This is a genomic window from Bacillus rhizoplanae (assembly GCF_917563915.1).
GTDB lineage: Bacteria > Bacillota > Bacilli > Bacillales > Bacillaceae_G > Bacillus_A > Bacillus_A rhizoplanae.
Genome location: NZ_CAKJTI010000003.1, coordinates 225,218 through 238,192, shown reverse-complemented (window position 1 = coordinate 238,192; position 12,975 = coordinate 225,218). Strand labels below are relative to the sequence as shown.

General features: G+C 33.2%; 14 protein-coding genes and 2 pseudogenes. 4 read left to right on the top strand and 12 right to left on the bottom strand.

Annotated features, from left to right (window positions below):
- The first annotated feature begins 90 nt into the window (after positions 1-90).
- Complete coding sequence (locus LRP84_RS05075; protein WP_230574078.1) at positions 91-1,260, top strand: DUF418 domain-containing protein; 1,170 nt, start codon at positions 91-93, stop codon at positions 1,258-1,260.
- 14 nt (positions 1,261-1,274) lie between these two features.
- On the opposite strand, the pseudogene pbuX reads toward LRP84_RS05075, so the two are convergent.
- Together pbuX and LRP84_RS05065 are read right to left on the bottom strand one after the other, a co-directional pair.
- A pseudogene (gene pbuX / locus LRP84_RS05070) lies at positions 1,275-1,742 on the bottom strand (xanthine permease PbuX); the annotation flags it as partial.
- Between the two features lie 298 nt (positions 1,743-2,040).
- Positions 2,041-3,183 (bottom strand): type I restriction endonuclease, encoded by a 1,143-nt coding sequence (locus LRP84_RS05065; protein ID WP_230574077.1) that lies wholly within the window; start codon positions 3,181-3,183, stop codon positions 2,041-2,043.
- Positions 3,184-3,364: 181 nt separating this feature from the next.
- Here LRP84_RS05065 and LRP84_RS05060 point away from each other — a divergent pair, with 181 nt between their 5' ends.
- Positions 3,365-3,553, top strand: a complete 189-nt coding sequence (locus LRP84_RS05060; protein ID WP_230574076.1) for a hypothetical protein — start codon at positions 3,365-3,367, stop codon at positions 3,551-3,553.
- A 222-nt stretch (positions 3,554-3,775) separates the two neighbouring features.
- Here the strand turns inward: LRP84_RS05060 and LRP84_RS05055 are convergent, their stop codons facing one another.
- From LRP84_RS05055 to LRP84_RS05045, 3 genes are all read right to left on the bottom strand, one after another.
- Positions 3,776-4,519 (bottom strand): hypothetical protein, encoded by a 744-nt coding sequence (locus LRP84_RS05055; RefSeq protein ID WP_230574075.1) that lies wholly within the window; start codon positions 4,517-4,519, stop codon positions 3,776-3,778.
- 70 nt (positions 4,520-4,589) lie between these two features.
- Complete coding sequence (locus tag LRP84_RS05050; protein ID WP_230574074.1) at positions 4,590-5,807, bottom strand: hypothetical protein; 1,218 nt, start codon at positions 5,805-5,807, stop codon at positions 4,590-4,592.
- 207 nt (positions 5,808-6,014) lie between these two features.
- On the bottom strand, positions 6,015-6,617 hold the full coding sequence (locus LRP84_RS05045; protein ID WP_230574073.1) for a recombinase family protein: 603 nt from the start codon (positions 6,615-6,617) through the stop codon (positions 6,015-6,017).
- A 526-nt stretch (positions 6,618-7,143) separates the two neighbouring features.
- On the opposite strand from LRP84_RS05045, the gene LRP84_RS05040 reads away from it, so the two are divergent.
- Positions 7,144-7,575 carry a hypothetical protein gene (locus tag LRP84_RS05040; protein ID WP_230574072.1) on the top strand — a complete coding sequence of 144 codons (432 nt, stop codon included), beginning with the start codon at positions 7,144-7,146 and terminating at the stop codon, positions 7,573-7,575.
- Between the two features lie 323 nt (positions 7,576-7,898).
- Here LRP84_RS05040 and LRP84_RS05035 read toward each other — a convergent pair whose 3' ends face one another.
- The 7 genes and pseudogenes from LRP84_RS05035 to LRP84_RS05005 all read right to left on the bottom strand — a co-directional run bounded on the left by LRP84_RS05035 (position 7,899) and on the right by LRP84_RS05005 (position 11,700).
- Positions 7,899-8,210, bottom strand: a complete 312-nt coding sequence (locus LRP84_RS05035; RefSeq protein ID WP_335379620.1) for a 2-acyl-glycerophospho-ethanolamine acyltransferase — start codon at positions 8,208-8,210, stop codon at positions 7,899-7,901.
- A gap of 22 nt (positions 8,211-8,232) precedes the next feature.
- Positions 8,233-8,670 (bottom strand): annotated as a pseudogene (locus LRP84_RS05030) (IS1595 family transposase); the annotation flags it as partial.
- Positions 8,671-9,149: 479 nt separating this feature from the next.
- The gene (locus LRP84_RS05025) at positions 9,150-9,398 is read right to left on the bottom strand and encodes a DUF4176 domain-containing protein (protein WP_230574070.1); all 249 of its coding nucleotides are present in this window, start codon (positions 9,396-9,398) and stop codon (positions 9,150-9,152) included.
- 203 nt (positions 9,399-9,601) lie between these two features.
- Positions 9,602-9,793, bottom strand: a complete 192-nt coding sequence (locus LRP84_RS05020) for a hypothetical protein (RefSeq protein WP_230574069.1) — start codon at positions 9,791-9,793, stop codon at positions 9,602-9,604.
- Between the two features lie 4 nt (positions 9,794-9,797).
- Complete coding sequence (locus tag LRP84_RS05015) at positions 9,798-11,021, bottom strand: T7SS effector LXG polymorphic toxin (protein WP_230574068.1); 1,224 nt, start codon at positions 11,019-11,021, stop codon at positions 9,798-9,800.
- A complete protein-coding gene (locus LRP84_RS05010; RefSeq protein ID WP_230574163.1) occupies positions 11,018-11,356 on the bottom strand; it encodes a DUF3958 family protein in 339 nt (112 codons plus the stop codon). Before LRP84_RS05010 ends, LRP84_RS05015 begins: the two co-directional genes overlap by 4 nt.
- A gap of 68 nt (positions 11,357-11,424) precedes the next feature.
- Positions 11,425-11,700 carry a TIGR04197 family type VII secretion effector gene (locus LRP84_RS05005; protein WP_230574067.1) on the bottom strand — a complete coding sequence of 92 codons (276 nt, stop codon included), beginning with the start codon at positions 11,698-11,700 and terminating at the stop codon, positions 11,425-11,427.
- A gap of 381 nt (positions 11,701-12,081) precedes the next feature.
- Between LRP84_RS05005 and LRP84_RS05000 the strand changes: the two genes are divergently transcribed.
- Positions 12,082-12,393: a BRO-N domain-containing protein gene (locus tag LRP84_RS05000; protein WP_230574066.1), complete on the top strand. Its 312-nt coding sequence runs from the start codon at positions 12,082-12,084 to the stop codon at positions 12,391-12,393.
- Positions 12,394-12,975: the final 582 nt, after the last annotated feature.

Sequence of the window (12,975 nt, the reverse complement as noted above, 5' to 3'; positions counted from 1 at the left end):
ATGTTAACAGTTAAAAAAATTGGAAATATATATACCACCACTTTTCATACCGTATATACTAAAAGAAATATACACAAAAGGAGATGAAGTATGATAAAAAATATTTCACAAAATGAGAGGATTCATTCCATTGATATCATACGAGGAATTGCAGTCTTTGGCATTTTCCTTGTAAACTGGCCTGTATTAGCTGGCATTGAATCACGAGATCTAACAGGCGTTTACGAAGGATTGAATCGTTACATCCGACTATTTTATGATATGTTTGTCCAAACAAAATTTTACACAATTTTTTCCTTTTTGTTCGGCCTTGGTTTTTATATTTTTATGAAACGTGCTGAAGAGAAAGCATATCGTCCAAAATTACTATTTATACGTAGACTACTGATATTGTTATTGTTTGGATTTTTACATTATGTTTTGCTTTGGGACGGCGATATTTTACATAATTATGCAATAAGTGGATTCGTACTTCTTTTATTTTATAAAAGACAACCAAAAACTTTGTTAATTTGGTCACTTATTTTGTTAAGTATATGGGAATGTATTATGTTGCTTGCTAATTTAACGATGCTAGTCGTACCAACTGAAAAGCTTGGAGGTTTTTCCGCTCCAATTGTTCCGTTGCAAGATTGGTTCTTACAAGTACAAGGTCGGTTTACTACTTTTTACTCTGAAGAAGTCGGCTCTTCTCTTATGATGCTACCGGAAACAGTTGGTCTCTTTTTACTCGGTCTATACGCCGGCAAAAAAGAAATCTTCCGCCGCGTAAAAGACATTGATACAAAGCTAAAGAAATGGCAAATCATTGCCTTCATCGCTACTTTGCCAACATGGTGGATTATGATTGTCTATTTCAATATGAACGATTCATACGTGCCGTTTAAGATGATTGCCTTTATTACGTTAAGCGGAAAAACATTATTCATTTTTTACATTCTCACACTTATGCGTTTATTGCAGCATGCAAAATGGCAAAAAATATTTCGTCCATTCCAATATGTTGGCCGCATGGCATTAACAAACTATATTTCGCAAACTATTGTAACTTTATTGGTATTCGGCTTACTGTTTCAAGTAAATATTATATTCCCGCTATGGGGCGGCACACTCTTCTGTATCGGCTTCTATATTATTCAAATCTTTGTCAGCCGCTGGTGGCTATCTCGTTATCAGTATGGTCCACTTGAATATATTTGGCGTCTCGGTACCTATGGAAAAAACATGCCGATGAAAAAACAAAGCAGTATCTCATCGTGAGATACTGCTTTGTTTTACGCTTCAGAAACAGCACTTTGCATTGCAACTTGCTCTTCTTTTACCTTCGTTTGTTTTTGCGGAACCATATTAAACACAATATTCAAAAGTACTGCTGATGCACTTCCTAATACAATTCCGTTATCTGTTAAAATACGAACGCTCTCTGGAAGCTGCGAGAATAATGTTGGCACAACTGTTACACCAAGACCAATTCCAACAGAGCATGCAACAATTAATAAGTTTTCCTGTTTTGCAAAGTTAACAGCGCTTAACATTTTAATACCATATGCCATAACCATTCCGAACATAGCAAGCATTGCACCGCCAAGTACTGGCGTTGGAATAATCGTTGTTAGCGCGGCAATCTTTGGAATAAATCCAAGTACAATAAGCATACCACCGCATGTGTAAATGACAACACGATTGCGCACACCTGTCAGTTGAACAAGACCTACATTTTGTGAATATGTGCAAATGACAAAACAGACTCATATTACTCTTATATCAGCATTTCATAAATATTGAACATCCAACATATTTAATTGTCGTCTATGTTTTCTTTCCTTATTTGGTTATTTCTATTATAATAAATTTTTTCAATACTCGGCAATACAATTGCCATTATTTTTCATTACCTATGTTACTTTAGCCTTTACCAATATAATTATTGTAAGTCCTATCCCCATTAAATAGAGTATCTAATAGATACTAAATCAAAGCAGACCTTAACAATAAAAGTAAAAAAAGCACTAGGACTATCCCTAGCACTTTTTATGGCTACTACTTATTTAATGGCAATTGTTCAGTCACTTCATCAAAGCAAGTAATAATTAATTCTTTCATTTCCTCTAAATCTTCAACTTCATTTATTATAATTCGGCTATTACATGTAGATTTAATTCCTTCTACTACTTCAAAATTAGGGCATAATTCTCTGGCTACTTCGGGTTCAAGTCTGGTGTAAATATATTTTACTGCTTGGTCTAAATTCACACGGATAAACCATTTTGTAATTACTCGATTCATCACATTGAAATAGTTCAGAGTATCTTTGTGCTTTAAATTTTCAATATTACGTCCGTTATCTTCTAACGTCTTCTTAATTATATCAAATGCCTTTAACTCTTCCGCCGTAGTAGTAGGTACTATTTTTGTTGTCGATACCTCGGATTCCATCTCTGCTTCTTCTTCTTTTTCTTTGTCTATTAATACCTCTGCTGGTCTTGGTGACAATCCCTCACTAATAATTTCCAGCAAAGTGTTATTGATTGCTTTTTGGACTATCGGTCGAAATCTTTCCAATACATTACTTGTAATTCTAGTTGAACTAAAATCTTTAATTAAAAACCGCAAAAAATCATCAGAAGGATTCTTAAATAGTTCCTTAATATTGGCATTCAAATTTGTCATATAAATCAGTTCTTCTGCAAATTTAACAATCTCTGTAGCATCAAAATTCTCTTTCGTGAAATTTTCAATCGTTTCAATATCTAAGTTAGTCACACTATCCATTGAGAAAGTGAAAAATGGTGTGTTATCCATCATGTTATCCATTGTTAAATCAGTAAAAAACTTATATTCTACACCATTAGTTAAAATACCTATTTTCACTTCTGGAATTGCATTGAAATAGCGAGACAATTGCGAATCATGCTTTTTTAAATTTTCTGTGACTGATTTTGCTTCAACAAGGATAATAGGTTCACCATTCTTAAAAATAGCATAATCGACTTTTTCACCTTTTTTAATACCAAAGTCTGCTGTAAATTCTGGTCTAACTTCTAGCGGATTAAAAACATCATATCCTAGTTTTTGGATAAAAGGGATGATTAATGCTTGTTTTGTCATCTCTTCATTTGTTATATGGCTCTTTCTCTCAAGTACTTGCAATGAAAGCTTTTGTATATTATTTCTGAAGTCCAACATAATCCCTCCAAAATTAACTATGTAATATTTAACACCATATAATCATTTTACATCAATGCAGCATTATATAATATATATATTTTAATTATTGCGAATATTTCATATTAAATACTTCCCCTTTACTTAAATATGTTATATTTACATTAAAGATTAGGGTTTAGCTAGAAGGAGTGATTTGATGGGAAATAGCAAAGAATTCTGCCCGTATTGCAATGCTGATTTGCAAGGAGAACCTATACCAAAACAATCACAAAAAGCATATGGTGCAACTCATTTTACAAGAAAAATTGGTATCGCAAGCATTGAAGCCGACCGAATTCTTAAATGGAAATGTCCAGACTGTAGCAAAGAGTGGAATCAAGATTAATCATAAGAATTTACGAATTTTCTGAAGGACGTAGCATTTAGCTTCGTTTGGAAACAATAATTTTTTCTTAAGGTGTTTTTTACCTACTATACACTTATTCCATAAATGTATGGAATAAAAATACGAAAAATCCCCCCATATCATTGCAAATGAAAAGAGACCCCATAGGGAGTCCCTTATAATTACTCCTAACTTCTTATGGATTTTTGGGAGTATTAAAGACTAATCAAAATGGTAAAATTTCTTTAATTCATCATCAAATTCTTTCCAAGTTAATAAGGTAGACGGTGCTTCCATATCCAATATTATTCTTACTTCTTCTGCTACCGCTTTAATTCTTTTAGTGGGGTTATCTCTTTTACCTGCAGGGAAAAGAGATAATGCTTTCAACTCTTGATTCCCATTTTTTAATTCTAATTGATTAATTTTTTCTTTAGAAGGAATTACTTTACCTTGCCAATCACATATTTCAAAAAGAGGATATTTATCTCCAGTCCATTGTTCAATAATACCAATGACCTTAAGAATAATATAATCTCCTGACAGTAATTGATAGCTAATGGCATCACCTGCTTTTAAATCTGTATCAGTTACAAACCTCTTTGGTACTTTATTAGCTTTTGGTTGTGGAGAATTTAATTGCTCTTTTAGTTTAAGAAGAACCGCTTCACGCTTCTTCTTTAATTTAGGGTCTTCTTCCCAACGTTCGAGGTCAGCACCACTATCAATAATTTGAAGTGCTTTATTTTTTACTTGCTCTTGAAGTCTTCCTAGTTTCCATTGTATTAAAGCAAATGATAACCAAAAAGTCGTGATTTCTTCATCATCTAACTCATTCTGAAATTCTTCAATCACTATTTTACTTGCTTCTTCATTCGAATAATTATCACCTAATAAGTCCTTATATCTAAAGCTAACATCTTCGGCTACATCATCGGATAATATCGCAACTCCCCAAGCACCCATTTTTTACTCCTCCAAAATGTCTTTAAATTTTTAACAACTGATGATTAACAGTTAGCATATACCTTCAACATTAATTCACAAACAGTTCATGAAACTGAAATTTGTACTCACTAGGTGCTTTTTCGCTTGAACGATAAATTTCGGCTCTTAATCCTGTTCTTCCCCTAATTGTGACTTGTTTCTTAGTAAGACGAATATTGCCTAAAACATAAGGAACATTAAATGTTTCGAAGACCCCAAGAGGAATTACACGCTCTTCTCCTGTTGCCTTTTGGAAAATGTGTAAATTATAACTGGCTTTTACATAATTTCCGATGATATTTTCTCTGGTTACTTTATATTGAATTTTCACCTCGTATTCTTCATTTTCTTTTATCGCATAAATAAGCGGTGTTTGCAGTTTATGCTTTTGGATATACTTAATTACACTTTCAATTTTGTCCTTTTCTAAGTGGTCGAAATCTGTAATAAATCTTAGTCCTTCAAATAAACAATCTAATAATAATTGTTCTTTCGTTTCTTGTGAAGATTGTTTAAATCGTGTGTAATCTAATATTGCATGGGTGTATTGAAACCAGTCATCCTTACTAGTGCTAATATCAATGGCTTCTTCTAAAGAATTTACTAAATCGATATAAATTTCCTTATAGCTAGGTAAACGGATATCGTACCTTCGGAGAACATCAGAAAAGATGATTGCATACATATTCTGATAGAAATAAATATCCTCATCATCATGAAATCGATATCTGTTGCTAAGGACACGAACCCCTATAAGCCTTGTATCTAAAGGTCTCGGATTCTCCCTAAAATTTTCAACCATCCTCAATTTGTGATTCATACGATTTTGTATAGTGAGTTGCTTTTTGTTATCCCCCAAATGTTTGATTGCATCTTTGGAATGAGGGGCATCTTTAGCAGCAGTACTAATATCTCTCAAAAGTCCTTTAACATCAAAATCAAATTCTTTTTTAGCTGGGGCATGTGGTATACGGTGAATTGCTTCTTGTATTAAACCTAGCGCATGATGAAATGTCTCTACACATAATTTCCCATTATCTCTAAAATCAGAGAGAATCTCCACCTCTGGATGAATCCCATAAGGCATAAGTATTTTTGCCTCCCTTTTCTTCGGTGGATTATTCAAAAATTTAAATGATACACTATTGTACACACTACTATAATTATTCATGATTACATGTGTGTTTAGGAATAACTCCAGAACTTCCAAAGTCCTGTTGGATTCACTTTTATCTTTATAATCATGAAAATAAATATCAATTCTCAAATTAATACCCCGTTCCACTGTTTTTCAACTACTATTCTTAATTTCATATTACAAGGAGTGAAAGTCTTGTCGCAAGTAACAAACTTATTTCGTGACGTGTGAATGAGTCTACCTATCTCATATCCCAACTATTAACCCACTGAAAATGTGGAATTCACGCCCCCTATATCTTATACAAATGAAAAGAGACCCTTTTAGGAGTCTCCTTTAGTTCGTTTCATATTCCTTAACCCTGCGATAGAATGTAGCCTTAGTCATACTTGATTGCTTCATTGCTTCAACTGCAGTGATATCTCCTGCTTTCCATTGCTTATAAGCATGTTCGAATTCAGAGGTAATAGATGTTTTAGGTCTTCCTAGGTGTTTACCCTGTGCTTTTGCTAAAGCTATGCCTTCAGCTTGACGAGTCTTAATCTTTACTCTCTCTTCTTCAGCAACCCATGATAATACTTGTAATACCAAGTCAGCTACAAAAGAGCCGATTGAATCATTGTATTTGCGTGTATCCAATAATGGCATATCAATTACGACAATATGTGCTTTGATGTTCTGTGTGATATCCTTCCACTCATTAAGAATCATCTCTTTGTTACGACCTAGTCTATCTAATGAATGAATGTATAATGTATCTCCTTTACGCAAACGCATTTTCAAAGCTTGGTATTGAGGTCTATTAAAGTCTTTGCCGCTTTGCTTATCGATATGTATATCACGTTCATCAATTCCAAGAGCATACATGCTTTCCAATTGTCTTGCTTCGTTTTGGTCTTTACTACTTACTCGTACATATCCGAACTCTTTGTTATCCATGATTTATTCCACCTTGTTATTTGATACTCTTATTTTATCGAATGCGTATCAAAAGGTAAAACTAAATTATGATACGTCTCAAAATTCGATTTGACACCATACGAGACTATGAGAACCCTTATTCGACCGTTTCGTAAAGTACGTCTCAAAAAGTATACCTTTTGATACGTATGGTTTATCGAAAAACAACATGATAGGAGTAGAGACATATATTCCTTAAATAACACACTTAGATTGCACGTTGTTTTCGGATATCCTTTTCGAACTATATCAGCTTATTACTATCTGTTTTATCACTTTACTGCACTAAAACATAACTATTATTTGAGTCGTGTCGGAAATTTACCGAAAGATAGTTTGTGGATGAGTGTGGTTTCTGAATATGCACTAGATAGGAACTCTTTTAGCATTTTTACGAGTAATTGTATGGTAAAATTAGTAAAGAGGCATTTTGCACTAACTGGGCAGAGTTAGTTGGAGAATAAGTCTCATATTACAGGAGACGAGAATGAGGAGTAGATAAGAAATGAAGGTAAGCTTACTGCTTAAATATTGGATGATTTCTATAGGAATATTAGCCATCTTTTGTGGCTGTTCAACAACAGATGAATGGGAAGGAGAAGTTTCTAAATCTTCTCTTATATCAGGAACTTCCTTTTTAACAAGTCCTTCTCCAAACCAAGTGCATATCATCGACCTTCAGGAAATTAGCACCGGAGTTATAGATGAAAAGGATAAGAAGATAACCTACGGAAACACTTCCTTCCGAATTTATTACGGGGATTACGGAAATAAGTTGGAGAATTATAAGGATTTTGAAGGGTTTGATTTAACGACCGTCGATAACTTCGAGGTTAAGTGGCAAGACAACAACGTAGTATTAATTGATGTGTACAGAAAAGCTGAGGATGGAACTAGATTCAAAGACGAGACCATTCGTTTAGACACTTCCATTTAGTTCACAAATGGGTGCTTATATTCAACGAATTCTTAAGACCCTAACGCACCCATCAATAAGGAAAAAGGGATGATTTTTTGGCAAAAAATAGTGGGGATTCAGATATTTTTAAACAAGTGGTAAAGAGGATTTGCAAAATTAACAATATTTCTCCCCAGAAACCTAGATTTGAAATCATCGACAAGTTTATGGTTATTAGTATTAAGAACCATTTAAAAGATGGAGTAGACTTAGATTGTTTTAAAATTTGGCTGTTTTCGTAAACTTTGTTTTTTTCCATTAGAATTTCATAAAATGTTGACTCGTAGCAGAGTCCCTTTTAACTAAGGTGCTGTTCTGAGAAATTCATCTATAAATTCCATAATTAAAGCATAAACGATAAGACTTATAGGCAATAAATTTACAATTAAAGCGAAAATTCTTTTACCTAAATGTTCTTTGCTGAACATAGAAATGATGCTCAAAGGTATACCGAATACAGAAAGGAGGAATGTGAGCAATGCAAACACTCTTATAATATAATTCACGCTATCGTCTAAACTTCTTAATAAAGTGTAAATTGGTAAGACAATAATCGTAGCCAGTGCTGTAAAAAACGAGATTTTAGTAAATATATTCAGATTTTTCCTTGCCAATAAATTCACCTCTCTTTTGTCTTTATGCTATGCTCCTAAGATTATTAACAGTGATTTTGTTTGATTTTTGACACGCTGAAATAAGCATTTGCTCCACTTGTTTTTCAAAGGAAAAATGCTTGTCCAATTCGAGCCATCTGAACCAATAAAGGTAGTTATCAAGGTACTTTGTTGCAACTCCTTGAAATCTTCTCATCCAAGTCTTTAAACGGCTATGAAAGTTGTTAACGTTTTGAATATGAAAAATTCCTTTCTTCACTCGTTGTTTTTGTCTGTCATTGATTGGTTCGTGCTTTAAACCCTTTAATTTAGCAAATTCCCTATAGTTAGTAGCTGTATCTGTGCATAGTAAAGATTTTGAGTCAATATATTTCCCGATAACAGCATCGATTTCTTCAGTTTTTACACGACCTGTTCCAGCTTTTAGAGCAATGATATTGTTGTTGCGTTTATTCTTAATGAAATCACAGTTTTATTAAGTTATTGTTAAGCCATATCTTAAAAACCAAACAATCGTTTATTCATTCCCCAATAAGGGAAGACCTCAACTAAATGTCTTCTTGTATCAATAAAACCAGCACATTTCAATATTTTATTTTCAGTAACGAACAAACATAAACAAAGAATACATACTGAAACCTTATCACAACTGCATTTATAAATTTCCACCTATTGTTTCTGTATAAGTACACTCTAACAATAACAATTAGTACTTTTGCAAATCTCTGTTCGCAACTTCTTATAACCAAAAAGACAGGTAGCTAAATCCACCTGTCTGCTTGCTAGTTAGGAATAATTTAATTATTCACTAAGCACTGAGTCATATAACCAAAAACATGATTTTTTTACTTTCATCATAGATACAAACACCTCAGAATTCATCCAAGGTGTTCAATGCATTTTTTACTAAAAGAATATATTGTAAACAAAAAACTTTATTTACAGCTCTACTAATTTCTCACGTAGCACCAATTCACTTTCAGTCATATAGCCTCTATGTAACTCTTCTACAATCTTATCATGATTAAAGCATAATACTCTTTCATCACCTAAATAACCAACAGGGTAAGGAACACCTACATAGTCAAAATCACGCTTATCTGCTGAAACAACCATTCTTCCGATAATCATAACGATTGGTTCTATATCTTCTAATTTAACAACTGAACCAATAGGTAGTAGTTTCATTTATTTATTCTCCTTTTTCTTCTTGATAATATAATCTATTAGAGTAATTCCACCTAGAACAATTACACCATAAATAGCCACGCCCAATGTATATATTATTTTTTCTTTTGCTGAAAATGGGCTATTAGTCTAGCAAAATCGTAATCACAATTGCTATGATTATTATAATTTTTGCTGATTTGAACATATTAACTTCGTTCTTCTCATTTATTTTTTAATTTTCTCCCAATAAAGTCTAGTAAATAAGTAAAGCCTACTGCTAATCCGCCAAAAATAAGTATGCAGAAAAACGTAAGAATACGGTCTCCTAATGATTGTGGAAAAAGCAACGAAAGAATAGCAATAATAGGTACTGTTATTAAATATATAGTTCTCATTTGTTTGAACGGACGCATATATTTACTCCTTTTTCTCTGGTTTTACAAAAAATCCAACAGCAAAGTCTTTATACAGAGGCGTATAAAATCCATTTTCAGCCCCCGCATGAAGCTTGAAACCAACATTACCAATTCCAAATTCAAAGCGTACAGTAAAGTCATTGTCACTAAAATAAGGAATAATGTCAGGTATATCAATTTTTTCAAGTAACACTTCATACTTGTGTGCTGTATATGAAGCGTCTGCTTTAAAACTATATTCATCAATCCCAAATGCACTACTAACATTTTGAAATTTTTGCGTTACTGTAGTTTTCTCTCCAATAAACTCTTCTTTTTCAATATTACTTTCTAAAAATGAAGCTTCCGCTTTAAAGCCAAACAAACCACCTGTATAGATATCTTCTATTATAGCCTCTTTATTTTTGCCGAAGTTAGCTTCTAAATTTCCAGTCAACAGTTTATTGTTGACTGCTGTTCCTCTTCCAATGTCAGTAGTTGCATCTACTACTGTACCTTCCAACTTTCCACCAAGACGATTCTCTTTAGCACCTTCTGCTGAACCTTTGAGAATTTTAGTTTTATCATTAGGTTCCTTTTTTAAATTAGCAAGTTTCTCGGCTTCACGAGCTTTATCTTCTGTAATTTTTTGAATAGATGCCGTCCACTCCATGTTCAACCCTTGATTACTAAATGTACCGCTGGCGGCATTAAAACCTTTCCCACTTTGAACTTCCGCAAGACCTTGAGCGATGCTGGCAGCTAATTGAAATGCTGTATCATAATTACTACTAGAAGTATAATTGAATTTATACAGATGTTCTAACTTTTCTTGAAGCTTCCGTTTCATAGTATAGTAAATCTGTATCATCGTCTGCGTGCCTGGCATGTTTTCACTCATTGCTTCCATCGTTGCTATCATTCTCTCAATCTCTCGAATTTGTGCTAGTATTTCTTGTTCGATAACATCTGTTGAAGCGACTTGTGATTGAAAGTTATTTGGAAAAGCATTATTTTGACGAATTAATTCTTCACACAAATAAATAATTCCTTGAGCTAAAGGACGAAAGGTTTGTGCAAAGAATGTTTTTGCGCTATTGTAAGTTTGTCCTTGCAGAACAGCATCACCAACAAAAGCATCAATCGAACTGATGGCTTGTTCCATTCCTTGAATAGTTGCAGCGCAAAAAGCATTCATACTTTGTGATTGAGCTTGTACTTCTCCTAGATACATATTTAAACTCATAAATTCACCTCCCGTGCTAAACTTTGTCGTTGATAAATAAAGTCATTTTCGAGATTACTAAGGTTTTGTTTTTCTTTTAGCAACGTTTCTTTTTGCTCTTCTAATTCGTGAGTAAGTTTTCGCTCGAGTTGACATACATCTTGACGCAAATTATGAAAGAATTTTCCTAGTTCTCTATCGTTATGCCAAGTTTCTAATATTCGTTCAAATAGACAATAACTTTGACTTTTCCATTCATAAAAATCTGTTTCCGTTTGTCCTTGTTTTTGCATAGCGTATTGATTTTGATATTGTTCTTCTGATAGACTTCTTAATTTTTCGTTTAACTGATTAATTTATTTTTGAATATCTTGGCTCATCTTTTTCCTCCTACTATTATTTTATATTTGCGTAGGTTGTCATTTCAGCGAAAAGTTTGTTGAAGTTCGTTATCCATAAGCTCAAAATCCTTTGCTACAGAATGAATGTTGTTAATTCCTTGTTGAAAGGCATCATAAAATTGTTTCGTTAACCCTAAAGCTTGTTGATTTGCTTCTTGCGCTTTGTAGTTAACAGATAACGTTGTACGTTCCGCCTTAGTTATATGGCTATTTGTCGCACTTTGAATTGTGTTAGCAGCCGTTCCCATTTGAGTAGCAATTTGTCCTGCCATTTGAAAATTACTTTGAAATTGCCCCATTACTTGAATCCTCTCTATATTTTCTATCTAGTCTTTCAGATTTTATAATTTTTCAACTTCTCCATAACTTTATAAACTATGAAAATTATACCATATCTTTAAAAATGAAAGTTTCACAAAAAGTCCCTAATTATCGGATTCTTTCCTTTTTACATATTATCAATTAAAAAATACACCACGTTAGAAGATAGTGATTGCATACGTAATTTTCAATTATTCATTTTCCTGTTTTCTTATCTTTTTTGACGCTTCCTTCCATTGTTAAGAACCTCCTTGGAGTCCTTAACTGTGCTGTATATGGTAATTTCATTATAGCGGATAATCTTGGTATTTCTATGTTTCAGATTTTGCAGTTCAAAAAGAAGGATTATTTATAGAGAAGTGCTTGGAAAGCAATTTAGAATATATGGGGATGCTGACAATCCCCTCTTTTTAGCAAAAGATGTGGCTAATTGGATTGAGCATTCGAATACATCAAAAATGCTAAACTCCATAGATGAAGAAGAGAAAATCAAATCTACCTTGACTATAACTAATGGTTATAAGCAAGGTCACGGTGGACTTCGAGAGAATACAGAACAGTGGTTCTTAACAGAAGATGGTCTATACGAGATTCTCATGCAGTCACGAAAGCCAATTGCTAAGGAATTTAAAAAGGAAGTTAAACGTTCTAATGCTCTTAAAGTCTATTAATTTGCTGAACAAGTGATTACATTATGTGTCACTTGTTTAGAGATATGTTTTTAATAGAACAAATACCTAATAAAATCAACATTTTATTACGATTGTATCAAAAAAAGGATAGCATTGTAGTAGCTACCCTTTTCATCGTTAAGAGCCTCTTTGGATTCCTTAACTGTGTTGTATATGGAAATTAAATTATAGCGGATATCTTGGTTTTATAGACTATAATTTTGCTTCATAATACCTTTCCTATATGAAAAGGCTACCTTCGCATTGTAAGATAACCTTCTGGTTTATTTGTTACTAATCCAACTAAAGTACTTCAGTTGTTAAGAACATAGCCGCTACAGAAGCAGAAAACATTGATATAATCATGCACTCGGCACAATTCAACGAAAGAAACGAAAATCACCTGCTATCCACTGCACCACATTCGGTTCGTAAAGTCATTAGGCGTTATTATATCAATGGTTATGCCATGTTTAAGTATTTTTCATTGCTTGTTATACCCAAAAACAATGATACTGAAGCATGTTCATAATTAAAAATAATAAAATACGACCTATCTTATCATGAGTTAGGTCTTCGCCA